Annotated in this window: 23 protein-coding genes and 1 pseudogene; 19 read left to right on the plus strand and 5 right to left on the minus strand. The window is 44.8% G+C overall.

The features are described from left to right. The first annotated feature begins 2 nt into the window (after window positions 1-2). The 13 genes and pseudogenes from betA (at window position 3) to ITG10_RS19165 (ending at window position 15,834) form a co-directional block, all read left to right on the plus strand. The gene (gene betA / locus ITG10_RS19105; RefSeq protein ID WP_017632040.1) at window positions 3-1,715 is read left to right on the plus strand and encodes a choline dehydrogenase; all 1,713 of its coding nucleotides are present in this window, start codon (window positions 3-5) and stop codon (window positions 1,713-1,715) included. Between the two features lie 121 nt (window positions 1,716-1,836). Continuing rightward, window positions 1,837-2,808, plus strand: coding sequence for a choline ABC transporter substrate-binding protein (locus ITG10_RS19110; RefSeq protein ID WP_017632041.1), 972 nt, complete (start codon window positions 1,837-1,839; stop codon window positions 2,806-2,808). A 95-nt stretch (window positions 2,809-2,903) separates the two neighbouring features. Continuing rightward, entirely contained in the window at window positions 2,904-3,746 is an 843-nt protein-coding gene (gene choW, locus ITG10_RS19115) for a choline ABC transporter permease subunit (RefSeq protein ID WP_004736863.1), read from the plus strand. A gap of 2 nt (window positions 3,747-3,748) precedes the next feature. Further along, a complete protein-coding gene (choV, locus tag ITG10_RS19120) occupies window positions 3,749-4,963 on the plus strand; it encodes a choline ABC transporter ATP-binding protein (RefSeq protein ID WP_017632043.1) in 1,215 nt (404 codons plus the stop codon). Window positions 4,964-5,324: 361 nt separating this feature from the next. Beyond that, complete coding sequence (locus ITG10_RS19125) at window positions 5,325-5,807, plus strand: MarR family transcriptional regulator (RefSeq protein WP_017632044.1); 483 nt, start codon at window positions 5,325-5,327, stop codon at window positions 5,805-5,807. Between the two features lie 289 nt (window positions 5,808-6,096). Then, window positions 6,097-7,512 carry a coniferyl aldehyde dehydrogenase gene (locus ITG10_RS19130; protein ID WP_248387075.1) on the plus strand — a complete coding sequence of 472 codons (1,416 nt, stop codon included), beginning with the start codon at window positions 6,097-6,099 and terminating at the stop codon, window positions 7,510-7,512. 52 nt (window positions 7,513-7,564) lie between these two features. Then, window positions 7,565-8,008 carry a hypothetical protein gene (locus ITG10_RS19135; RefSeq protein ID WP_048664473.1) on the plus strand — a complete coding sequence of 148 codons (444 nt, stop codon included), beginning with the start codon at window positions 7,565-7,567 and terminating at the stop codon, window positions 8,006-8,008. A gap of 782 nt (window positions 8,009-8,790) precedes the next feature. After that, window positions 8,791-10,075, plus strand: a pseudogene (gene ltrA / locus ITG10_RS19140) (group II intron reverse transcriptase/maturase). 189 nt (window positions 10,076-10,264) lie between these two features. Continuing rightward, window positions 10,265-10,699, plus strand: coding sequence for an IS200/IS605 family transposase (gene tnpA, locus ITG10_RS19145; RefSeq protein ID WP_017633274.1), 435 nt, complete (start codon window positions 10,265-10,267; stop codon window positions 10,697-10,699). 176 nt (window positions 10,700-10,875) lie between these two features. Next, window positions 10,876-12,081, plus strand: a complete 1,206-nt coding sequence (locus tag ITG10_RS19150) for an iron-containing alcohol dehydrogenase (RefSeq protein ID WP_248387076.1) — start codon at window positions 10,876-10,878, stop codon at window positions 12,079-12,081. A gap of 160 nt (window positions 12,082-12,241) precedes the next feature. Further along, window positions 12,242-12,658, plus strand: coding sequence for a tetratricopeptide repeat protein (locus ITG10_RS19155; RefSeq protein ID WP_017631440.1), 417 nt, complete (start codon window positions 12,242-12,244; stop codon window positions 12,656-12,658). 63 nt (window positions 12,659-12,721) lie between these two features. Then, window positions 12,722-14,467, plus strand: a complete 1,746-nt coding sequence (locus tag ITG10_RS19160) for an arylsulfatase (RefSeq protein WP_017631441.1) — start codon at window positions 12,722-12,724, stop codon at window positions 14,465-14,467. Between the two features lie 119 nt (window positions 14,468-14,586). Beyond that, window positions 14,587-15,834 (plus strand): anaerobic sulfatase maturase, encoded by a 1,248-nt coding sequence (locus tag ITG10_RS19165; RefSeq protein WP_248387077.1) that lies wholly within the window; start codon window positions 14,587-14,589, stop codon window positions 15,832-15,834. Between the two features lie 125 nt (window positions 15,835-15,959). Here ITG10_RS19165 and ITG10_RS19170 read toward each other — a convergent pair whose 3' ends face one another. After that, window positions 15,960-16,538 carry a TetR/AcrR family transcriptional regulator gene (locus ITG10_RS19170; protein ID WP_017631442.1) on the minus strand — a complete coding sequence of 193 codons (579 nt, stop codon included), beginning with the start codon at window positions 16,536-16,538 and terminating at the stop codon, window positions 15,960-15,962. 320 nt (window positions 16,539-16,858) lie between these two features. On the opposite strand from ITG10_RS19170, the gene ITG10_RS19175 reads away from it, so the two are divergent. Both ITG10_RS19175 and ITG10_RS19180 read left to right on the plus strand, forming a co-directional pair. Then, window positions 16,859-17,515, plus strand: coding sequence for a QnrS family quinolone resistance pentapeptide repeat protein (locus tag ITG10_RS19175; RefSeq protein ID WP_017631443.1), 657 nt, complete (start codon window positions 16,859-16,861; stop codon window positions 17,513-17,515). Between the two features lie 119 nt (window positions 17,516-17,634). Next, window positions 17,635-18,066, plus strand: a complete 432-nt coding sequence (locus tag ITG10_RS19180) for a GNAT family N-acetyltransferase (protein ID WP_017631444.1) — start codon at window positions 17,635-17,637, stop codon at window positions 18,064-18,066. 147 nt (window positions 18,067-18,213) lie between these two features. Here ITG10_RS19180 and ITG10_RS19185 read toward each other — a convergent pair whose 3' ends face one another. Further along, a complete protein-coding gene (locus ITG10_RS19185) occupies window positions 18,214-18,429 on the minus strand; it encodes a hypothetical protein (RefSeq protein ID WP_026084315.1) in 216 nt (71 codons plus the stop codon). Window positions 18,430-18,816: 387 nt separating this feature from the next. Here ITG10_RS19185 and ITG10_RS19190 point away from each other — a divergent pair, with 387 nt between their 5' ends. The 3 genes from ITG10_RS19190 to ITG10_RS19200 all read left to right on the plus strand — a co-directional run bounded on the left by ITG10_RS19190 (window position 18,817) and on the right by ITG10_RS19200 (window position 20,170). Next, the gene (locus ITG10_RS19190; protein WP_248387078.1) at window positions 18,817-19,077 is read left to right on the plus strand and encodes a DUF5062 family protein; all 261 of its coding nucleotides are present in this window, start codon (window positions 18,817-18,819) and stop codon (window positions 19,075-19,077) included. Window positions 19,078-19,465: 388 nt separating this feature from the next. Then, the gene (locus tag ITG10_RS19195) at window positions 19,466-19,621 is read left to right on the plus strand and encodes a DUF5993 family protein (protein ID WP_004736852.1); all 156 of its coding nucleotides are present in this window, start codon (window positions 19,466-19,468) and stop codon (window positions 19,619-19,621) included. 9 nt (window positions 19,622-19,630) lie between these two features. Further along, entirely contained in the window at window positions 19,631-20,170 is a 540-nt protein-coding gene (locus ITG10_RS19200; protein ID WP_248387079.1) for a disulfide bond formation protein B, read from the plus strand. 100 nt (window positions 20,171-20,270) lie between these two features. On the opposite strand, the gene ITG10_RS19205 is transcribed toward ITG10_RS19200, so the two are convergent. From ITG10_RS19205 to ITG10_RS19215, 3 genes are all read right to left on the minus strand, one after another. Beyond that, window positions 20,271-20,900 (minus strand): bifunctional 4-hydroxy-2-oxoglutarate aldolase/2-dehydro-3-deoxy-phosphogluconate aldolase, encoded by a 630-nt coding sequence (locus tag ITG10_RS19205; RefSeq protein WP_017631446.1) that lies wholly within the window; start codon window positions 20,898-20,900, stop codon window positions 20,271-20,273. Window positions 20,901-20,910: 10 nt separating this feature from the next. Continuing rightward, window positions 20,911-21,873 carry a sugar kinase gene (locus ITG10_RS19210; protein ID WP_017631447.1) on the minus strand — a complete coding sequence of 321 codons (963 nt, stop codon included), beginning with the start codon at window positions 21,871-21,873 and terminating at the stop codon, window positions 20,911-20,913. Window positions 21,874-21,977: 104 nt separating this feature from the next. Further along, on the minus strand, window positions 21,978-23,423 hold the full coding sequence (locus tag ITG10_RS19215) for a PTS transporter subunit EIIC (RefSeq protein WP_017631448.1): 1,446 nt from the start codon (window positions 23,421-23,423) through the stop codon (window positions 21,978-21,980). A 261-nt stretch (window positions 23,424-23,684) separates the two neighbouring features. Between ITG10_RS19215 and ITG10_RS19220 the strand changes: the two genes are divergently transcribed. After that, window positions 23,685-24,884 carry an enolase C-terminal domain-like protein gene (locus ITG10_RS19220; RefSeq protein WP_017631449.1) on the plus strand — a complete coding sequence of 400 codons (1,200 nt, stop codon included), beginning with the start codon at window positions 23,685-23,687 and terminating at the stop codon, window positions 24,882-24,884. Window positions 24,885-24,987 lie beyond the last annotated feature (103 nt).

Consider the following 24,987-nt stretch of genomic DNA (forward strand, 5'->3'; position numbering starts at 1 on the left):
ACATGGAACAACGCTACGATTATATTATCGTCGGCGCGGGTTCGGCCGGCTGTGTGTTAGCGGATAGGCTAACGGAAAGCGGTGAACATAGCGTTTTATTACTCGAAGCTGGTGGTACGGATAAGAGCATTTTTATCCAGATGCCGACCGCGCTTTCTTACCCAATGAATACTGAAAAGTACGCTTGGCAATTTGAAACAGAGAAAGAGCCGGGCCTTGACGGGCGTGAACTGCACTGCCCACGTGGCAAGGTGTTAGGTGGTAGTTCATCAATCAATGGCATGGTTTATGTGCGTGGCCACGCTTGTGACTTCGAGCAGTGGGAAGAAGAGGGCGCAGCGGGTTGGAATTACCAAGCGTGTTTGCCTTACTTCCGCCGTGCTGAATCGTGGAACAAGGGGGGTGACGAATATCGTGGCGACAACGGACCTGTAGGTACATGTAACGGCAACGATATGGAGCTTAACCCGCTTTACCAAGCGTTCATCGATGCAGGTAAAGATGCCGGTTACCCAGAAACTCAAGACTACAACGGCTACCAGCAAGAAGGCTTCGGCACCATGCACATGACGGTAGACAAGGGTGTCAGAGCCTCAACCTCTAACGCTTACTTGCGCCGTGCATTGAAGCGCCCAAATCTAACATTGAAAAAAGGCATCGTGGCTCGTCGTTTCTTACTTGAGTCACAAGACGCACAGGGTCAATCGGGCTTGAAAGCGGTTGGTGTCGAGTTTGAAAAGTCAGGCAATACCCAAGTGGCGGTAGCGAACAAAGAAGTGATCTCTTCTGCGGGCTCTATCGGCTCGGTTCAACTGCTTCAACTATCTGGTATCGGCCCGAAAGCGGTGCTTGAAAAAGCGGGCGTTGAACTGAAACACGAGTTGAATGGCGTAGGTGAAAACCTTCAAGACCACCTAGAAGTTTACTTCCAGTATCACTGTAACGAACCTATCACGCTTAACAGCAAACTTGGCTTGGTGAGCAAGGGCATGATTGGCGCGGAATGGATTCTGACTCGTAAAGGCTTGGGTGCGACCAATCACTTTGAATCGTGTGCGTTTATTCGTTCTCGCAAAGGGTTGAAGTGGCCAAATATTCAATACCACTTCCTACCAGCAGCAATGCGTTACGACGGCCAAGCGGCCTTTGATGGTCACGGTTTCCAAGTACACGTTGGGCCTAATAAGCCAGAGAGTCGCGGTACGGTTGCGATCACTTCGGCAGATCCGCATGCCAAACCAGAGATCATTTTCAATTACATCTCGACTGAACAAGATCGTCAAGATTGGCGTGACTGTATTCGTCTGACTCGCGAAATTCTGTCGCAACCTGCGATGGATTTTTACCGTGGTGAAGAGATTCAGCCGGGTCTAAACATAACTTCCGATGAAGCGATTGATGAGTGGGTTAAGCAGAACGTTGAAAGTGCTTATCACCCTTCTTGTGGCTGCAAAATGGGTTCAGATAACGACCCAATGGCGGTGCTTGATGAAGAGTGTCGTGTTCGTGGCATTGATAATCTGCGTGTCGTCGACTCGTCCGTTTTCCCTACCATTCCCAACGGAAACTTGAACGCGCCAACCATCATGGTTGCTGAACGCGCATCTGATCTGATTTTGGGTAAACCAATGCTTAAAGAACAGGACGTGCCAGTGTGGATTGCGCCGGAATGGGAAGAAAAGCAAAGAATCAATAAGCCAGTGAGAGAAGCTTAAGCCTCTGTTACTGCTTAAAAAATAACAAAAATAGTAACACCAATCATAAGTCAAAAGTCAGCAGTACTGCCGCTATCCGTTTGAGATAGAGCAGAAAAAGGAAAGATCAAAAGGAATCATTATGACGACTCTAAATATTCAGAACGTGGCGACAAAAACGTTAACAACACTCGCTATCAGCTCATTTGCATTTGCGGCTAACGCTTCTGTTGAGCCACAGCAATGTGAAAACGTGCGCTTTGCTGATGTCGGTTGGACAGACATCACTGCAACGACTGCCGTTACTTCTGAGCTACTGAAAGGTCTTGGTTACAAAACCAAAACAGACCTGCTTTCAGTACCCGTAACTTACTCTTCTATGGCCAATGGCGACATTGATGTATTCCTAGGTAACTGGATGCCAACCATGGAAGGCGATATTGCTAAATATCGTGAAGCGGGCACCGTTGAAACCGTTCGAGCCAACCTTGAAGGTGCGAAATACACGCTCGCTGTACCTAAGTACGTGTACGACGCAGGTGTTAAAAGCTTCGCAGACCTAGCAAAACATGCCGACAAATTTAAAGACCGCATCTACGGCATTGAGCCTGGTAACGATGGTAACCGCCTAATCCAATTGATGATCGACTCTGACGCATTCGGTCTAAAAGACTTCAGCCTAGTTGAATCAAGCGAAGCAGGCATGGTGTCGCAAGTATCACGCGCAGCGCGTCGTAGCCAATGGATTGTTTACCTTGGCTGGGCACCACACCCAATGAACAGCAACGTTGAGATGGAATACCTCTCTGGTGGTGACGACTTCTTCGGTCCGAACTACGGTGGCGCAAATGTTTACACCAATGTTCGTTCAAACTACCTGTCTGAGTGTTCAAACGTCGGTCAGCTTCTACAGAACCTAGAGTTCACTCTAGAGATGGAAAACCAGCTGATGGAAGAGATTCTGAACCAGAATGTGAAGCCTGAAAAAGCGGCGCAACAATGGTTGAACAGCAATCCACAACAAGTGGAAGCTTGGTTAGACAACGTAAAAACGCATAAAGGTGAATCAGCGACTCAAGCCGTTACTGAATACCTAAAACAAGTTAAAGCTTAGTTCTACCTATCTCAACAGCTACATAAATAATAAAGGTGGGCTTGCCAATTTATCGATTGGCTTGAAGTAGCCCACCCATAATAAAAGGCAATATTGTGAATTTTATTACGGAAAACAAAATCCCTGTCGGACAATGGATGGAAGCTGGTGTTGACTGGTTAACAATCAACGCAGCTGGCTTTTTTGATGCTATTTCTATCTTTTTAGAAACCGTTATTCTGTTTTTAGTTGATGTATTTAAATGGATGCCGCCTGCGCTCCCTATCGTGATTACCGCAGCGATTGCTTGGTATTTACACCGTAAATTGTCGTTGGTGATCTTCGTTGTCGCGGCGCTTCTGACCATCCTCAACCTTGGCTATTGGCAAGAAATGCTGGAAACCTTTGTTCTCGTCTTTGCGGCGACAACGATTTCCGTATTAATTGGCGTACCGGTTGGCATCATGGCGGCGCACCGCCCTTGGTTGTATACGTTACTGCGCCCCATTCTCGATTTAATGCAGACGGTACCAACGTTTGTGTACCTTATCCCGACCTTGGTTCTATTCGGCTTAGGCATCGTTCCGGGCTTAATCTCAACCATTATTTTTGCTATCGCCGCGCCAATACGCTTGACCTATCTGGGTGTGACTAAAGTACCTGAAGAATTGATTGAAGCAGGTAAAGCCTTTGGTGCTAGCCGCATGAAGTTGCTACTCAAAGTGGAATTGCCGGCGGCTCTACCAAGCATTATGGCCGGTGTTACTCAGTGCATCATGTTGTCGCTTTCGATGGTGGTTATCGCCGCTCTTGTCGGTGCTGATGGGCTTGGTAAGCCAGTTGTTCGTGCATTGAACACAGTAAACATCTCACAAGGTTTTGAAGCCGGACTGGCGATTGTATTAGTCGCTATCATTCTTGATCGCTTGTGCAAAACACCCAATCAGAAGGAGGCTTAATCATGTCTAGCTCTCAGGAAAAAAAGACAATGGACGCGATTACCATTAAAAACCTTGATGTTGTTTTTGGTGATAAGTCCAAGCAAGCGCTCGAGCTACTCGACCAAGGCAAAACTCGCCAAGAGATCATTGATGAAACTGGTCAAGTCGTTGGCGTAGATAATGTTTCTCTGACGGTTGAAGAAGGCGAGATCTGCGTGTTGATGGGCTTATCGGGCTCGGGTAAGTCTTCATTGCTTCGTGCCGTAAACGGTTTGAATGAGATCAGCCGTGGTTCATTGGCAATCAAAGATGGCGATAAGCTGGTGGATCTAGGCGAACAGTGCGACGAAGCGACACTGCGTCACTTACGTACTCACCGCGTTTCTATGGTGTTCCAAAAATTCGCTTTGATGCCTTGGCTAACCGTATTGGATAACGTGGCATTTGGCCTTGAAATGCAAGGTGTCGCCAAAGATGTTCGTCGTGCGAAGGCGCGTGAACAGCTTGAAATGGTTGGCCTCGCTGAGTGGGAAACGAAATTCCCGCATGAGCTGTCTGGCGGCATGCAGCAACGTGTTGGTTTAGCGCGTGCTTTTGCTATGGATACTGACATTCTATTGATGGATGAACCGTTCTCGGCACTTGACCCATTGATTCGTGCCCAGCTTCAAGATGAACTGATTACACTGCAAAGCAAACTTAACAAAACGATTCTGTTCGTGAGTCACGATCTAGATGAAGCGCTGAAGATTGGTAATAACATCGCGATCATGGAGTCTGGCAAACTGATCCAACACGGTAAACCGGAAGAGATCGTACTGACGCCGAAAACGGAATATGTGAAGGACTTTGTTGCTCACACCAACCCGTTGAATGTGCTTAAAGGTCGCTCTTTAATGCAGCCTCTTGATTCACTGACGCAAGAGAATGAAAGCTGGAAGATCTGTGATTCTAAAGATCTCTGGATTGAACAGAGTGAAGGTGCTTTATCGGTAAAAGGTGAACCGACGTTGGCACTTGTTGAGTGGAATGAGTCTGACGACTTAACGGCTATCAACGCTTCGAGTGTCGTGGTCACAAGCCCTGAAATTGGTATGCGTGATGCGATTAAGCTCAAGCAGATCAGTAACCATCCGATTTTGCTGGTTGAAGACAATCAATTGGTTGGGATCTTGGATAACAGCGAGTTCTACAACGCGCTGACAGGTAATTTTCAACTAAACAGTGCTGCTTAATCTTTTGAACTAAAATAGTCAGATGTCGAAACATTAAATAGGTAGTGAGGCCATCACAATCTCTCTACCTATTTGACTGCTCTGCTTTTTTATTTGTTAACGACTTCTGGCTTTTTGTTACCTTGTTAGCCGATATAAGAGCGAAAATCGTGACTCATTGAGTAAAAGTGTTGCCCTGCGCAAATTCAGAGGCATAGAAAAGATTGAGAATAGTATGAACATCAGTACAATGCGGAAAAATTAATGACGTAATTTATCAATTTACAGTGTAATTCGAGCGGCCCTGACTCCGATTTCATGAGAGATCTTCGCTTCGACGCTGTAAAACCACTCACAGTATATTAGTACAAAGGTCTGCATCTTGGACAAACATGACGAAATCCTGGTCGCTATTCGACAAATTATTCGCGCTATCGATTTACACTCGAAGAAGCTGAGTAAAGAGTATGGTTTGACTGGCCCTCAATTAATTCTAATGAGAGCAATCCAAGAAATGGGTAATGTGACAATCAAAGAATTGTCGAATCACACCAATGTAAGCCAAGCCACAACCACGACGATCATCGATCGCCTAGAGTTGAATGGTTACGTACAACGTATCCGTAGTGTTGCTGACCGCCGTAAAGTGCATGCGAACTTGACGGAAAAAGGCCAAGAGCTGCTAAACAATGCGCCACCGCCGCTGCAAGATAACTTCGTTAAAAAATTCCAAAACCTAGAACCGTGGGAGCAAAGCCTACTGCTTTCTTCGATGCAACGCGTATCGTCAATGATGAATGCGGAAGACATCGACGCAGCCCCAGTTCTGCAGCTTGAAGGCATTGCTAACGTTGCTAAGAGCTAGTTAGTTAGCTGGACTTATTGTTTAAAAACAGTACGTTAATAAAGTTTTTAATGGTCGCTTTAAGCGGCCATTCTTGATCCTGCTACTCCCCATTTCTCTGGTTATATCAGCCTGATTTGTCTTTTCTTTATCCTTTTCTTCTTCCCACTTTTTCAAATTTACTACCTCTTATTTATTCAATATCTAGCCACTTATTTCAGAAAGCATTGACGATTCTCTGACAAAATAACACTAGACCGACCGGTTTGTTGTGTATTATTGTGTGCATCTCTTAACCACGAGGTGATGTATGAAACATGAATTGACGGCTACACAAATGACAGCGACGTTGAAGAGTATGCAGGAAGCTTTTGCAGATGATCCGATGCCCACTGTGCCGGTGAGAATAGAACAGTTGCTTGCGCTGAAATCTGCTCTTATCGATTACACAGACCGTTTGTGTGTCGCGGTAAGTGAGGACTATGGTCACCGCAGCCGACAAGATACTTTGATGGCCGACATACTCCCTTGCTTAGGTAATATTGATCACACCATCGAGTGTTTGCCACATTGGTCGACATCTTCTATTCGCCACTCAGGCCCTTTGCTTTCAACCTCTCGCGTTGAAGTGGTTTATCAGCCTAAAGGCGTTGTGGGGATCATTGCCCCGTGGAACTTCCCTATCATGTTGTCGGTTGGCCCGCTCATTTCAGCTTTGGCGGCGGGTAATCGCGCCATGATCAAGATGAGTGAATTTACGCCAGCAACCAATGACGTTTTAAGACAGTTATTGGATGAAGTCTTTAATTCCAACGAGGTGTGCTTGGTTGAGGGTGAGGTGGAAATTGCTGCTGCGTTTTCTGCGCTGCCGTTTGATCATCTTCTGTTTACGGGTTCAACCCAAGTGGGGCGTCAAGTGATGAAATCAGCGGCTGACACGTTAACTCCCGTCACTCTTGAACTTGGCGGCAAGTCGCCTGTTATCGTGGCAGAAGACATGCCGATCGATATTGCAGTCGAGCGAATCATTTACGGAAAAAGCCTCAATAACGGCCAAGTATGCGTTGCGCCTGACTACGTATTGCTGCCTGAAGATAAGCTCGAAGGTTTTATTAAGGAATATAAAAAACAGTACCAACTGCTGTTTGATGAAGGGGTCTATTCCGAGAATTTGACGTCTCTAATCAACCCTCGCCAATGCGACCGCATCGTGGGTTTGTTGAATGAAGAACAACAAGCGGGAACGCGAACCGTGGCCTGCCATGACGACGCGATGAACTTAGATTGTCAACGACTGGTGACGCATCTGATTGTAGAACCAAGCTTGTCATCCAAGGTGATGAACGAAGAGATTTTCGGCCCGCTATTACCGTTGATTACGTATCTCAATATCGAAGAGGCGTTCCAAGTCATCAATAGCAAACCGAGGCCTTTGGCGCTGTATCTGATGAGCTTTGATTTGAGTTTACAGTCTCAGGTTAAGCACCAAGTTCATTCCGGTGGAATGTGTATCAATGACTGTGTTTTTCACTTGGCGGTTGATGATGCGCCGTTTGGTGGCATTGGTGAATCAGGTCAGGGCAATTATCACGGTAAAGAAGGGTTTATCACTTTCTCCCATGCCAAAACAGTTTTAGAAACGGGCTTAGATCATCGAGTTAAGCATCTGTTTGCAAAAGAGGACAACGAATTAAAGACAGCTGTGATGAGCATGCTAGGCAAGTAAATCACACCTGACATTCAGCTATTTATTTTAGAAACTATTCAAGAGGTTATTTATGTTGGAACGTTTTTTTGAAAGAACCATGAAGTCGTATTTGATGATCACCGGATTCTTAACCGCCACTGCTTTTTCCACCTTCTTGGCGCCGGATTGGAGTATGCAGACCCTGTTTTCATACAACGATACGATGATGGAAAACAAAGAGTATCTGTTGGGTACTTATCAGCACTGGGGTGTGATGGTTGGCTGTATTGGTGTGTTGCTGATGTTTTCGGCCAAGTACAAATCGCTGCGTACTTCGACCATGATTTACAGCGCATTTGAGAAGTCGATGTTTGTTGGCATCTTCTTATACAACGTCTGCATTAATGACTATGAGTGGTTCTATGGTTGGAGTGGTGTGTTTGCGCTCGATGCGTTTGTGACCGTCTACTCTTTGGTTTATCTCTACTACTATCTCAACCGAGATAAAACAAAGGTACCCGCTCACTTGCGTTAACCTCTGTCGTTCAGCTCGTTGAATCTAATATTCCTAAGCCCGCATTTGCGGGCTTTTTCGTTTGCCCAGCGAAGCTGGCAAACCCGTTAGGTTGAAAGAAACCTGAATCACCCCGACTGAGGGGAAGATAATCCGAATCGCAAGGGCGTTGCTGGCTAACGGCAGGGTCTGAAGGAAGCGATAGGAAGTTAACAGTACACAACGCAAGTAAACCTGCTTCGGCAATATAGGTGGGTAAGCGTCCGAAATAGCGCGAAGCCCTATACTCAGTCAGACCTATGCTGTGCTTGAGGTGGCATTGTTAACAGGGAGCCAGTGCAGTAACTGGGAAGCCTGACACCACAGCCAAAAGTCTGGAAGCACAAACTCGAAGCGAAAGCTAAGAGCTGTGTTGGTGCGAGGTGGCAGATGAATCCGTAGTAGTGAGTAAGGCTAAGCCGAGAAGCCCAGTAATGGTGTGGAGGAGAAAACTTAGCTGACCATCAGCATCAAGTCTGATGGAGCACTGAAATGCCAAAAGCACTCAGTGCTGCGAAGGGAGGAAGTACACTTTAAGTCTGTGATGAACAGATGTTTTTTTTTCAGTGATACCCAAACCGAATCGCTATCGGGGTATTGATTGTGGAAGCAAGATACTGAGCTAAGAAACCGTATAGGGGAGTAACTCTGACACACTTCAGTAAATTGCCATTGAGCTAGAAGGCTGAATAGCAGAGAGAAATAACACCCACACTGGACATGAAACACTTGTCCCCACACAGCACACAACCCAAGGAGAGAAAGTGCGAGTTTATTACAGTTTATATGGTCATCTGCTCAACAAAGAGAGGCTGTATAAAGGGTTTAAAAAGGTAAAGAAAGCGAAAGGCGCGGCTGGAATAGATGAGCAGAGCCTGAGCGACTACGCCGAAAATCTGAGTGATAACCTCGATCAACTCCTCTCTGAACTCAAAACCAAGCAATACAAACCTCAGCCAGTCAAACGAGTAGAGATACCCAAAGAAGACGGAGGGGTACGATTGCTTGGGATCCCAACCGTTAGGGACAGAGTTGTCCAACAAGCACTCAATGATATCCTCACCCCCATCTTCGAAGAGCAATTTCACCCATCAAGTTTTGGGTATAGACCGAATCGAAGTTGTCACGATGCAATCAACAAATCCACGATGTTTATCCGCCGATACGGATTACAGCACGTCGTAGATATGGACTTGTCGAAGTGCTTTGACAAACTCGACCATGAGTTGATCCTCAAGAGCATCAGAAGGCGAGTCACAGATAGCAGCGTGTTAGAGCTGATAAAACAGTTTCTGAAAAGTGGCGTGATGATAGACGGTAGTTGGCAGGAGACAGAGCTAGGAAGTCCACAAGGTGGTGTTATCAGTCCTTTGATTGCCAATATCTACCTTGATGCGTTCGATCAGGAAATGCGAAAGCGTGACCATAGGCTCGTTCGTTATGCGGATGACATACTCATCTTCTGTCGTAGCAAGGCAGGAGCAGAGAATGCCCTTGCACAAGCGACGAAGATCCTAGAAGGAGAGCTTAAACTCACAGTGAATCAGACGAAATCACATATAGCGCACAGCCGTGATGGCGTGAAGTTCTTAGGTGTAGAAATCGGGAGTCAATTTACCCGCATTCAAACTAAGAAACTGAAAGGGTTCAAAAGTAAGTTAAAGCGACTGACAAAGCGAGGGGTGCGGTAAGCCACTTGAGCAAGTCATAAAAGCTTTAAACCCAGTGTTAAGAGGGTTCAGTCAATACTTCAGGATCACCAATAACAGCAGAGAGTTCTCAAGGTTAGCAGGGTGGCTACGAAGAAGACTTCGTAGTATCCAGTTGAAACTTTGGAAGAAGCCTCAACGGTTACACCGAAGGTTAAAACAGTTAGGGTATAAGCCGCCGTTCCAACATATCTCAATGACAAGTTGGGTCAGTGCAGCGAGTCCCCTATCAAGCTATGCGATGCCAAATCAATGGTTTAATGACCAAGGATTGGTAAATCTTGGAACAATAAGGACAGGGCATGTGTTCAGCCAATATGCTGAATGGAAGTGTGCATGAGCCGTATACGAGGTCCGTACGTACGGTTCTGTGAGAGGGATGAGGCGGTAACGCCTCACCCTACTCGATGTTTTCAGCCCTAAACCACCTACTTCAGTAGGTGGTTATCATTCAGTTTGGCTTTGCCTGTAGTTCTACCCATGTTAAATGCTCCCTTGATTTTTAGCGAAGTCAAAGAGGACAAATAACATGAGCAGATATAATCAAGCTTCCCACGTATTTTGGAGATGTCAATATCACATAGTGTGGACACCAAAGTATCGATTTAGGATTTTGAAAAACAATGTAGGTAAAGAAGTTTATCGATGTATAAACGTTTACTGTAATCAACTTGGATGTGAAGTCGTTGAATTAAACGTTCAAGTTGACCACGTGCACTTGGTAGTAAAAGTTCCGCCTAAGTTATCGATATCCAAGTTGATGGGCGTATTGAAAGGCAAAATAGCTTTAAAACTCTTTAGTAAATTTCCATATTTAAGGAGAAACAAACTCTGGGGTAACCACTTTTGGCAAAGGGGCTATTTTGTCGATAGCGTAGGGGTTAATGAAGAAATCATTCGACGCTATGTAAGACATCAAGAGAAAAAAGAGCGCGTGGAGCAGCAGCAATTGGCGTTGGACTAAACAAAGGCCCCCTTTTAGGGGGCTCACATAAAGCCACCTTCTTTAGAAGGTGGTAATTTACTTTAGACAAATGATCCTCAATGATCTTAATTGACATATCTTTGACATTAACACTCTAGACCGACCGGTTTGTGTTGGTTATTGTTTAATCATCAAACATAAACGAGGTAAACACCATGACTACCAATAACTTTAACTTTCAACTGAAAACCATTGTTCACGCTCAAGAGAACGGCATCGAAAATATCCCTTCTCTGTTTGCTCGCTTAGGTGCAAAAAGAGTCGTGCTTTTTTCTGACAAAGGTTTGGAGTCTTTGGGCTTTGTTGAGCAATTCTCAGAGTTGTTTGCAAACCAGGCGATGAATCAAGAAGCAAATCATCAAGCGACTAAGCTCGTTGGTGTGTACACCGATATTGCGCCAGACGCGACTTGCGACAACATCAACGCTGCGATTGAGTTTGCTAATAACTTGAATGCAGACGCTATTTTGTCTGTCGGTGGAGGCAGTGTGATTGATGCTTCTAAGGGCGTGAAATACGCACTTCATAAGCAGATTGATGATATCCGTACCGTGATTGCTGGCGGTGGCTTTATGGAAGTGTGGCCAAACAATGAAGACATTCGAGTGCCTCATATTGCCGTACCAACAACGGCTGGTACTGGCGCTGAAGCTTCTCCGATTGCGGTTTTTTACAACGAGCATGAAAACATCAAGGCAAGTTTAGTGGTGTCTGGTTTAGAGGCTGACATTGCGATTCTTGATCCGACTGTCACCACCAAATTGCCTGCGCACCTGACTCGCTCAACCGCGATGGATGCATTAACGCACGCCGTTGAGGCCATTGTTTCTCCAATGAGCAATGCCTTTACCGACGCTTACGGCATTCAAGCTGCAAAACTGATTGTTGAAAACTTACCCGTGGCACTTGAGGAGCCTGAAAACCTAACCGCACGCGGAAATCTACTTCAGGCAAGCACCATGGCGATTTCTGCATTTTATTCATCGCTAGGTGGCATCCCTATCCATAACTGCGCCCATGCCTTTGGTGCGATTAGCCATATCCCGCATGGTGATGCCAACACGGTACTGATGCCAGTTGTGATTGAAGCCCTGCCGGAATTCTATATGCCGAACGTAATTAAATTAGCTCAAGCATTCTCGCTAGAGAGCACAGGAACGGACGAGATGATTTACCAACGAGTTTTGGATTTCTTACGCAACTTCCAAACCCAAGTAGGTGCGATGAAGCGTTTCAGTAGCTGGGAATTTGATGATCAAGAGAAGCGCAATATTGCTCAAGCGATTGAGAAAGATATCTGCTTCCAGTTCTACCCAATCTCAAAACAAACGATTGAACAGATTATAGAAAAATCAATTTAGTCGTCTGATTAAGCATCCAAAAACTCACTGTAAATCGAGGACTAATTATGAAGATTGAAAACGTATTGCTATCGAGCTTGTGCATCATCGCGCCGTTTCTACTTTTCACCTAATTCACTCGACAGGGACGTTGTGACCTTTATTCCTGAGGAGGAAATAAATGTTCAATAAACGTTTAACTACCGTGATTCTGACTGGTGTTGTGACGGTTCTGCTTTTTGCCAAGGCAAGCGTTGGCAGCGAAAGCTCTGTGGCCTTATCTGAACAGCACCGAGATGTCGTTCAGGTGTTGGATGAAGCCTATGAAGGACACTCTGAAGCACAACTTGCTCTCGCTTATCGGTATTTGAGCGGTGATGGTGTTGAGCAGAATGACGAGAAAGCGGCGGAGTGGTTTGAAACCGCAGCCAGCGCCGGTAGCCCTGAAGCTCAAACACAGCTTGGCCTAATGTACTTCTCTGGAAGTGGCGTTCAGGTCAGCCAAGCGGACGCTGTCACTTGGATCGGTTTGGCAGCCGCTCAAGATTATGACCCTGCGCTCGACTTATTACATTGGATGTCCCAAGCCGCGCACTAACTCAGATTAGTCACAGAAAAAGTTAATCATAGAAAAATTATTCACAGCTATTGGAGACGTCTTATGCAGACATTCAAGAAATCCCTATTATTCACCGCGATGGCCGCTGCAAGTAGCGCCGCCCTCGCTGCCGAATCAGATAAGCCGAACATCGTTGTTATTGTCGGTGATGATGTTGGCTTTGCTGATACCCAGCCTTATGGTTCAGAAGTCGAAACACCCAACTTGATGGCGCTTGCTGAAGAGGGGGTTAAATTCACCAACTTTCATGCATCACCGACCTCATCAGTTACTCGCTCAATGATGTTAACTGGAGCGAACAGCCACGAGGTTGGGCTAGGTACCTTTGATTATGCTGTCTATCCGGGCGCGATTGGTAAGCCGGGCTATGAAGGTTACCTGACCAAGAAGGGCGTAACAGTAGCTACGTTGCTCAAAGAAAATGGCTACAACACGTATTTATCGGGTAAATGGCATTTAGGTCATGATGATGGATTTTTACCAGACGATCGCGGCTTTTCCGAAAGTTACGGCATTTTAGCGGGTGGTTCGAATCACTTTAACCGCGACATGATGTTCCCAGCCAAAAACGCGGCTACCGCTGAAGCGCTTCAAAAAGGCGACATTCCCGGCGTTGAAGTTGAACCTACCTACAGAAACGGTGAAGTGGTTGAGGACAAATACAAAGGCGAGTACTCAGACCAAGTCTACACCAACGAACTCATCAAGATGATCGATGGTAAGAAAGACGACGGTAAGCCTTTCTTCGCTTATCTTCCTTTCACTGCCATACACCTTCCGCTGCAAGCGCCAGAATCAGCGTATCAAGGTAAAGTCGACTACTACGTCGAGCATGGTTGGGATTCGATTCGTGAAGACCGCTTTGACCGCATGAAGGAGATGGGCGTTATTCCTAAAGATGCCGATATCTCAAGTCGTAATGCACTAAGTCGCCCTTGGGACTCTTTGTCTGATAAAGAACAAGAGTGGTATGGCAAGAAGATGGCGGTGGCAATGGGCATGATGGAGATGCAAGACCAACAAGTCGGTCAGGTTGTCGATTACCTAAAAGAGATTGGGGAATACGACAATACTTACATCATGTATCTGGCAGACAACGGGCCTGAAGCCGCGGACATTACCGGTGAAAACATCAGTGATTTGATTCGCACATGGACGGCGCATCACTTTGACAACTCGACGGAAAACCTAGGTAAAGCCAACTCCAGCGTGTCATTAGGCCCTGAGTGGGCAAGTGCATCAACCGGTGGTTTGTCTTGGTATAAAGCGTACACGGCTGAAGGCGGTATTCGTGTGCCGTTTATTGTTAAGCCTGCGAAAGCACTCTTAGAGGGCGATCAAGCGCTGCAACCTGGTACTCAAACTGATGATTTGTCACAAGTAAAAGACATCGCAGCCACCATTCTTGAAATCGCCGATGTAGAGCACCCAGGAACAGAGTATCAAGGTCGTGAAGTGGCCCCGATGAGTGGTGTGAGCTTGCTGCCTTACTTTAAGGGCGAAACGGCAGAGGTGCACAGTGCCGATAATGCGATTCCATTTGAGTTGTTCGGCAGCGGCATTTTGCTCAAAGGGGATTACAAGATCATCCGAATCTCTACAGGCATGGGCGGTGACAGTGAATGGCACCTGTACAACACCAAACAGGATCCGGCTGAGCAGCATGACTTGAGAAATCAAATGCCAGACTTGTTCCTTGAGATGGTTGCTGAGTATCAAGAGTACGAAAAAGCGCAAAATATCGTCCCAGTGGATGAAGCGTGGAACCCGTTTGAGAACGTGAAATAGAGGAAACAAACTTCTCGGCCAACCTAATACCATCAGGCTTGGTTGGCCGATGAACACCGTGTAAAGGAATTACGAATTGTTTTGGCTAATACAATATCTTTTACATCGAGGAATTCTTCATGACGACCTTATCACTATCAAATCTGAGTTCGGTTCCGCAATTTAATGGCAAGGCGCACAGTAAGCTTCAAGCGTTGGCTAAACCCATTGGTGCCGTGTGCAATATCAGTTGTACCTACTGTTATTACTTAGAGAAACAGCAGTTGCTTGAATACCCAAAAGGATCTCAATACGTGATGGATGAAGCGCTGTTAGAGCTGTATATCAAGCAGTATATTGAGGGGCAGAACACGCCGGAAATCATATTTTCTTGGCATGGCGGAGAACCAACTCTGCTCGGCATTGAGTACTTTGAAAGGGTCGTGGCATTTCAGAAAAAATACTGCCCTAGCCACAGCAAGATCAGCAACGACCTTCAAACCAATGGCACTTTGTTGAATGATGATTGGTGTGAGTTCTTCAAGAACAATGACTTTATCATCGGTGTGAGCATTGATGGCCCCGAGCATCTACATAATCATTACCGTACAAATCGCGCAGGCAAAGGCACTTTTTCCCAAACCATGCGCGGAATCTGCTATCTAAAAAAACATAACGTTGAGTTTGCGACCTTAACTTGTGTGAACGATGTGACGGGCAAATACCCGTTAGAGGTTTATCGTTTTCTGCGAGATGAAGTAGGTTCAAAGCAGCTGCAGTTCATCCCTGTGGTGGATAAGCGCGAGGCTCACTCCAACAATAAATGGTTGAGCAACCAACAAGCGATCATTCCTGTTTTTGGTGAAGTTGAGCCTTGGAGCGTGGGTTCTACGCAATGGGGTGAGTTTCTTTCGACGGTTTTTGACGAGTGGTTCGAACGCGATTTTGGCCGAGTGCTTGTGCCTTACTTTGAAAATTTCGTCGGTGTGTGGATGGGAAGAGACAGTACCATGTGCACCTTGAGTGAAATCTGCGGCAAAGGGTTAGCGGTTGAACCTAATGGCGATGTGTACTCATGCGACCATTATGTCTTTCCTGAGTTTCAGTTGGGCAATCTTCATGATAAGCCACTATCGAAGCTAGCATTTTCACCCGCTCAGCAAACTTTTGGATTCGCGAAGCAAAAGTCACTACCTAAACAGTGCCAAACTTGTGAGTTTAAATTTGCTTGTCATGGTGAGTGCCCCAAGAACCGAATTATCAACAGTCGTGATGGTGAGGCAGGGCTAAATTACCTATGTGAAGGATGGCTCACATTCTTTCAACATATCGACCCGGTGCTCAATGCTTTGCTAAAAGCCAATAACATAGCGCCGCGCATGGGATAATCGAATCGATCACGTGATAAGTAAAAGCTTAGGTAGAAAAAGAATAAGTCTAGGTAGAAAACGTACAAGCCTGAAAAGCAAAAGGCTCGCTATATAAAGCGAGCCTCTTAGCGTGCAGGAGTTGGTTAATCTTTTGAACTCATCGCGAGCAATGTCTCTTCCATGGCATTGTTCAGAATCGAACGGTTGCGCTGCATCGCTGCCATGAGCGTTGAGCCTAGCCATAAGCCATAAAGCGTGCGAGATAGCGTTTCAGGTTCTGCGATATTGAAATCACCCGCTTCATTGCCTTCTTCGAATAGCTTAGCCATACGCAGAATGATCTTTTCCGCACCTTCTGCCATGGTTGATTGCAACGGATTAGCAGACCCAGATACTTCACCAGCTAGCTTGACCACAAGACATTGGATATTGAAGTCTTCAGTCAATTTCGATGAACACCAGAATTCGAAGTACGTTTTAACACGGTCACGACGAGATAGAGTCTCATCACTCAAAAAGTCATCAAGCTTAATTAGGTGATCATCAAAGTAGTTGGCTAGAAGGATCTCGCCAAAGTGCTCTTTGGATTTGAAGTAGTGGTAAAAAGAACCTTTGGTCCCTTCTGCTTGGTTGATGATTTTCATCAGACCAACGCCAGCAAATCCGTGTTCATTAATAAGGCTAAACCCTGCATCGAGCATAGCTTGTCGCATGTCTTTCATTGGTCTTACTCTTTATGCCGAGAATGATGATTAGTGTAGCGAGATGCATACCAACCGTCCAGTCTAGAGCGTTAGGGTTTAGTCTATAATTGCCTCGTTTCGTCAAAATAGCTTTATCTTCTATTTAGCCCTCTAAGCAACAAAACTTTTTTCAATATAAGCGCGTTCTAATAACAGGAAATAGCACCCTTAAATTGCCAGTTTGGGTCCTTAAAATGGCTAAATTGGTGTGCTTTAAGTTGCTGTTTTTGTTAGCTTTTAATTTGGTGTTTTCTGAAGTTCACAATGGTAGTCTTAGCTTAATTTCTTTAGGGGGCTAAATGGACACCAATAACAGCACTTATCATCAACACAGTTTTACTCATCAAGACCTGTCTGAAATGACATTTACCGCATGCACTTTTATCCGATGCGACTTCAGGCGTTCAAACTTACGCGATGCAACATTTATCAATTGTAAGTTCATCGAGCAAGGTGATATCGAGGGCTGCCACTTCGATGTCGCAGATTTGCGTGATGCAAGTTTTCAGAACTGTCAGCTCGCCATGGCCAATTTCAGTAACGCCAATTGCTACGGTATAGAGCTACGTGAGTGTGATTTAAAAGGCGCCAACTTTACCCGCACTAACTTCGCCAATCAGGTAAGTAACCGGATGTATTTTTGCTCGGCGTATATCACGGGCTGTAATCTGTCTTACGTCAACTTGGAGCAAGCTTGCTTAGAAAAGTGTGAGTTATTTGAGAACCGTTGGATAGGCACTTACCTTGCTGGCGCATCATTAAAAGAGTCAGATCTCAGCCGAGGTGTATTCTCGGAAGATGTGTGGGGACAATTCAGTATGCAAGGAGCGAACTTGTGCCATGCTGAGTTAGACGGTTTAGACCCTCGTAAGGTCGATACTTCTGGAATTAAAATTGTGGCTTGGCAGCAAGAGCAACTGCTTGAAACTATGGGCATTGTTGTGATGCCTGACTAATAGAGTGGGTGGAGCTAGGAAAGCCAATAGTGAACAGTGTTGTTTTGTATAACTAACGCTTGTTACACTATAGCCTTGCGGCTGCACATGTTTATATTCAGTTCAATCCAGAGAAAACTATGACTATAGAAAATGTGCTTCCTGAAGATTACGCAGAAATGCTTAAGGTTTGGGAAAATTCAGTCCGAGCAACTCATGACTTTATTACAGAAGAAGATATTGAGTTTTTTAAACCTATCATCATGGAACATGCGTTCCCTGCGGTTTCTTTGAAATGCGTTAAAAATGAAAGCGGTTCGATTGTTGGCTTCGTGGGTGTCCATGATGCAAAAGTCGAGATGCTTTTTGTTTTGAATGAAGTTCGAGGGCAAGGAGTAGGTACGGTGTTGTTGCAACATGCGATTGAGCAGCTAGCAGCCACCAAAGTTGGCGTAAATGAGCAAAACCCACAAGCGGTAGGTTTCTATCAGCACATGGGGTTCAAAATTGAATCACGCTCTCCACTTGATGATATGGGAAAACCATTTCCAATTCTGCATATGACGCTGTAAGACTCGGTTGTCGTATCACTCGGTTGTAATCAACCACAGTCGCTAGAAGAAAAGCCCAAAGCTAATAACTTTGGGCTTATCCGTATCTGGTAGCCAGCATTTTATAATGAAATTAAAAAAGACAATGCTTGGCAAATATCTGGATGATTAATGCATACCTGAACGCATTTTGTCGGCAAGTGCAAAGAAGACAAATAGCACAAAACAGATTAGAGCGACACCTAGTGATACTAAGATCGTTGTTGCGTCTTTTGATATCAATGGAACAACGATAGAAGCTAATGCTATCAACATAACAAGGACATGAACTATTCGTCCGGGAATTGGATTTTTATGACAGAATGAAGCCCATAGGTAACGCATTTTTAACACCAGTATAAAATTAGTGGGTTTATTCTATTTCTCTAGTGGGTGTTTTGTAAATAACATAAAGTTATCGCTCATTGATAGAATTGGCACTATCTATATGATTATTCATAGTATTCCGTATCTTTTGGAATGATAAGTCAAAATTTGTTCGATTTTTGGTTTCTTGACTGAGGATCTCATTTATTGAGTCTTCTATTAAGAGACTTTTTGCGTATTACTATTCATGCTTTCAATGTCAATTAGGTTGGTATTTGATTTGAATCTGTAATTCGTTTTACTTTATTTATCGGAACGATTTTTCTGAATTGGGATCACTGTAATCTTGTCTAAGATTCTGTTTGATATACTCAATATTCACTCGATAAAGATGATGGAGATGACATGTCGAAAACCGCGAAGATCATGAATGAAGATAAGCTGGTAAAAAAAGCAGTTGAAGTCGGTTTTAAGATGGCAAAACTACAAGGTTTTGATTTGCCGGATTCATCTCAACCGATAAAGGTTAAAGCGGTGTACTTGTTCCTTGTTGAGGTTAATCAGATCACTCCTCTCCCGGAGAGCAAGCTTGATGGGGCCAATATTAAGAAGCGACTAGCGTTATGGCTACACAATGCATTACCCGATAACGACCCTCTGAAGTAAGCTAACAATATCTCGTTTTTATTATTGAAACCTAGCGACTATTCGCTAGGTTTTTTGTTTTATGGTGCGGCCATTTACTATTTGAGCGTCAGTCAACGTTCTAAGTGTAGTCAATCGTAATATCTACCTTCTGTTTGCGGTTATGCCTGATGTTGAGCGGTGTTCACTTTGCTAGAAACGGCGTGTTACTTGCTTGGTTGAGTAGGGGCTGCGCTCTGTTAGTTACGGAAACTTGACAGCTTAGAGCTTACTAACAAGTATTAAGCTGATGATTTTAAATCCGTAATCCATAGATTTGCCGATGTTGAATGCTTTAGGGCGTAGGTGTGGATATTCATTCTGACGTTCAATATGACTGAACTTGATAAATGGCGAGGGAATACCTCTTATGATGTCTTTACTGTTTCTATTATTACTCGTGGCGATGCTATGCGCCTTTTTCGACAAGAAGACCGCGGCTTATGGCTTTTTTGCGGGCTCTGTGATCCTTGGGTTGTATTGGTTTAATCACCATGCGACTGATTCTCTACCCATCTTATTGTAAGGAGCTAACATGAATCGAAATCAGTTAACGCTCCTAAATACGCTTGGCCTACTCGGCATGACTGCGGTTCTGTTGATAGGCTTTATCCTTCAGTTTGTTCTTCATGAGTTGCCTTGCCCACTGTGTTTATTGCAACGTATCGGCTTTATAATGGTTGCATTTGGTTTTATGTTGAATGTGGTTTATGGACCTCAATCTCGGCACTATGGCATTGTTTTGATTGGCGCTTTATACGGTGTCGCTACCTCGCTAAGACAGGTCTCATTACATGTGATTCCAGGTACGCCCGGCTATGGCAGTCCTATCTTTGGGATGCACTACTACACTTGGGCTTTCGTATTATTTGCTGCGACCATATTAGCGGTTGCCGTCATTTTAATATTGACCAACAAAGAGCAGTCGCAAGAAGCTTATAAGATGAGTAACTTGGGGCGTGTGGCGTGCTTGTTAGCCATCGTCGTGGTTGCACTCAATGCTATCGCCACCTTTGTTGAGTGTGGTCCTTATCAGTGCCCTGACAATCCAGTGAGCTATTGGCTGCTTAACTAATTGATTCGTCAGTTCATAGCAAAAACAAAAGCCACAGCATCTGCTGTGGCCTTTGTTGTTGTGGAGTCAAGAGAGTTTGTTCTTTCCTGAGCGTTATCTACTAACGATTCACTTGCTCAACAATCTCACGCGTTAGGCGGGCAATTTCGGCCCACTCGCCGTTTGCAACGAGCTTTTTGTCTACCATCCAAGTGCCACCACAAGCTAACACTTGAGGTATGGCTAAGTAGCTATCGATGTTAGATGGCGTGATGCCACCGGTAGGCATTAGTCGAATATCGCCATATGGCCCAACGAGTGATTTCACCATGTTGAGTCCACCAGAGGCTTCTGCTGGGAAGAATTTGAGCGTTGTCAGTCCCATTTCTAATGCTGCTTCAACTGTGCTTGGGTTGTTAACACCTGGAACAATATCGATGCCGATCTCTTGGCATGCTTTGACAGTGTTTGGATTGAATCCCGGTGATACAACGAATGTTGCGCCGGCTTCTTTAGCTGCGAGTACTTGTTCACCGTTTAAGATGGTTCCCGCGCCAATAAGCATGTCTGGCTGTGCTTGGCGAAGTAATCGAATCGCTTCAACCGCAGCACCTGAACGGAACGTAATCTCTGCTGCGGGCAGTCCATTTTCTGCTAACACTTTACCTAGTGGAATGATGTCTTCTGCGTTATCGATGGCAATAACAGGAATCACTTTAAGGGCTTGCAGTTGGTCGTTGATTGTAGACATAGTGTACTTCTTAATTAGCTGTGAATAGTGTATCGGTAATGCTTTTAGGGATGATGGCTCCATGATGGTGGATGACCAATCTCGCCAGAGCATTACCTTGATGACAAGCTTGTTCAATAGAGCCGCCAGATAGATAGCAAGACAAGAATCCGCCATTGAATGAATCACCTGCTGAGGTGCTATCAACTACGGTTTCTACTGGTGTGGTTTCAATTAGGCTTGGTGTATGGGCTGGAGATTCACTCACCAAACAGCCTTCAGCACCGAGTTTAACAATGATGGTTTTTACGCCCAGTTTGTGCAGTCGTTCGATTGTGTCTTGAGGTGTTTGGTCGTCCCACAGTTGTTGTTCATCATCAAAGGTAACCAAGGCGATATCTGTGGTTTGATAACCCAGTCGATAGCACTCTTTGGTCGCGCTTTCTGATTCCCATAATTTTGGTCGGTAGTTACTGTCAAAAGCGATAGTGACGCCTCTTGAACGCAGTTTTTGGATGACTTCTAGTAACTTGATTTGATCGCTTTGTGGCAATATTGCGAGCGATATACCGCTGAAAAAGATCATATCCACATCGTTTAGTGATTGGCAGATCTCATCGAAATTAGGGTGTTGAACTAGATAGCGTGCAGCGGAGTTGTTGCGCCAATATAAGAAGGTTCTTTCCCCTTCGTCATCCAGCTGAATCAAATACAGGCCCGGAGAGCGTTTCTCGTCGATAAGTACAAGATCTGTTGATATGCCTTCATCTTGCCAGCGTTCTCGCATCTGTTGGCTAATGGCGTCAGCACCAATCGCAGTCATGTAACTTGTACGTACTGCAGGCTGGCCTGTCTGGTTAGCATAGCTGGTGGCACTTCGGTTCAAGTAAACCGCTGCGTTGAGCGTGTCTCCGCCATAGCTTTGTTGCATGGTGCCAAATGGCGCGCCATTCAGTTCAATCATGCATTCGCCGATAATTGCAATGTGGCTCATTGTGTGACCTTAAGAAGAGTGAGTTTGCTAGGTATCAAATAATGAAACGTGGCTACACAAGAGGTAGCCACGTGAATCCTTAAATCAATGAATAGGTAAGGGAATTATTTGTTGTCTAGTTTTACGAACAACATTGTTAGAACGAAAGACAGTGCGAATACACCCACCACGCCCATCAGCGCTTGAATGAAGTTTTGCGTACCGCCAGCAAGGTAAGCAGGCAAGCTGAATACAGAAGAAAGAATATAGCTTGTTAAGTGCGTATCGATTGTTACCGAGATAGCACCGAACGCACCTGCCGCTAAACTCGCTGTCATCATCGCTTTGGTGTATTTAGTGAGTACACCGAACAGAGCTGGTTCTGTGATACCCAGAATTGCAGTAACACTTGAACCCATTGTGATTGAAGATTGCTCTTTAGAAACCGTCTTGCGCTGTTTATGCCAGATAGCCATAGTTGCACCCGCAATCGCCATGTTACTCAGACACATGATAGGCATCAGTAGATCCTTACCATATAGTGCGAAGTTGTTGAGGCTGATTGGCGTCATGCTGTGGTGAATACCAAACACAATCGTAATAGGACGAGTTAGACCAAACACAAAGCCCGTTAATGTCGGGGAGATCTCCAGTAGTGAATTCATTACCCAACCCGCGCCGTTACTTAGCCAGATACCTGCAGGACCAACAAAAGACAGTGTGATGGTTGAAGTGACCGTAAAGGCCAGCAGTGGTGTAAATACAGGCTTCGCAGAGGAAGGTACTAGACGGTCAACTAACGGAGTCACTTTCGATAGTAACCAGATTGCTAGAATCGCAGGAACGATCGCACCGCCGTAGTTAAGCAGCTCAATAGGCACCACGCCAAGAACGGTCAGCTCTGGAGCCGCGCCCGCTTCTTTTAACATAGATGCTTTATCGACAAGCAATGGCGCTAGCATGGCAGAGGAGACCGCAAGTGCGATGTACTCGTTTACTTTGAATACCTTCGCGGCAGAGAAAGAAACCAGCATAGGTAAGAAGAAGAACACAGCGACAGAAATTGAACGGAAGAAGTAAACCGTGTCTGAAGTTTCAGAGATAACATTGGTTGCAATAAGACCAGACAACAGACCCATCAACATACCCATCAACATACCAGCGCCAGCGATTGCCGGTACAACTGGACCAAAGATACATGCAGCAATGCGCATAACGCCTTGGAATAGCTTGCCTTTCTCTAGCTCATCGGCCGGAGTCGCGTCAGCTTGTTGAGTATTGGAAAGCGCGTTGAACCACTTTTCTACCTTAACACCGATGATGACTTGGGTTTGGCCTTGTTGAAGTACCACACCTTTCACATCCGCAATCTGCTTGATCGCTTCTTCGTCTACCAGAGACTCGTCTGCTAATTTGAATCGTAACCTTGTCATACAGTGCGTGATACTCACGATATTGTCTTCACCACCAACAGCAGTGACTAATAACTGTATATTTTCTTTGAAATTTTTCTTCTTCGATGATGACTTAGAGTTATTCACAACGGCATCACTCTTTTCTACCATTTGCATACTACACCTGTTATTGGAATATATTTAACTCGAGAAATCATAACGACAACCAATTTAAATCCAACGGAGTAAAAAGAGATCTCAATCACATTTAAAATCCTAAAAATTAATTTTTCACCGTTTTTTGCCAATTGGTATGTTTTGTTTATCAAAAAAAAACACTTAACGTACCAATTATTTTAGGGCGAAAATTAGCGCTTGAAATGTGATTTTTAAAGCGGTTAGATAATAGGAGTTGACTTAAGTTTAGGTTATTTAATTGTGAAAGAAACTATTATATCTGACATCCATTGTATTATTACTAAACCAGACAGACACAACCTAATTACCGTTGTAGTTGAAACGAATGAAGGTGTGACTGGCTTTGGTTGTGCGACATTCCAACAACGACCACTTGCTGTAAAAACAATGGTCGATGAATACTTAAAACCTATTCTTATTGGAAAAAACGCTAATAATATTGAAGACTTATGGCAAATGATGATGGTTAACGCTTACTGGCGAAATGGCCCTGTCATCAATAATGCAATTTCTGGTGTTGATATGGCACTGTGGGATATTAAAGCTAAGTTAGCAGGCATGCCTCTGCACCAATTGTTTGGTGGTAAGTCTCGTGATGCTATTCCTGTATACACGCACGCGACTAGCGATACCATGGAAGGCATTTATGAGTTGGTTGAAGGTTTCTTAGACAAAGGCTACAAGCACATTCGTTGTCAGCTTGGCTTCTATGGCGGTGTTCCAACCGATTTACATACCACTCAAAACCCGACTGAAGGTTCGTACTACGATCAAGATCAGTACATGGACAACACGCTAACCATGTTTAAGTCGCTGAGAGAGAAATATGGTAACCAATTCCATATCCTTCACGATGTGCATGAGCGTCTTTTCCCAAATCAGGCAATACAATTTGCGAAGGAAGTCGAGCAATATAAGCCGTACTTCATTGAGGATATTCTTCCGCCAAATCAAACCGAGTGGTTAGACAATATTCGTAGTCAGAGCTCAGTATCATTGGGTTTAGGTGAGTTATTTAATAACCCTGAAGAGTGGAAGTCTCTGATCGCGAATCGTCGAATCGACTTCATCCGTTGCCATGTTTCACAAATCGGTGGTATTACGCCAGCTCTTAAACTTGGACACTTATGCCAGAACTTCGGTGTTCGTATTGCATGGCACTGTCCGCCAGATATGACGCCAATTGGCGCTGCGGTAAACACGCATTTGAACGTGCATTTACACAATGCGGCGATTCAAGAGCATGTTGAATACAATGAGAATACACATAAGGTGTTCCCTAATGCGGCAGAGCCAATCAATGGTTACTTATACGCATCTGAAATCGCAGGTATTGGTGTCGAGATTGACCGAGAAGTCGCCGCGGAGTTTCCTGTGATGTATCGCCCCCACGAGTGGACACAAAGTCGCCTTCCTGATGGCGCAATCCATACCCCTTAATTCGTATTTTTAATATCAAATGGTCGCTATAAGCGGCCATTTTTTATTTAATCTCTTTACCAAATATTACGTAATATCAATGACTATATTTCTAGTACTATTA

Source organism: Vibrio sp. ED004 (assembly GCF_023206395.1).
In the GTDB taxonomy this organism is placed as follows: Bacteria; Pseudomonadota; Gammaproteobacteria; order Enterobacterales; family Vibrionaceae; genus Vibrio.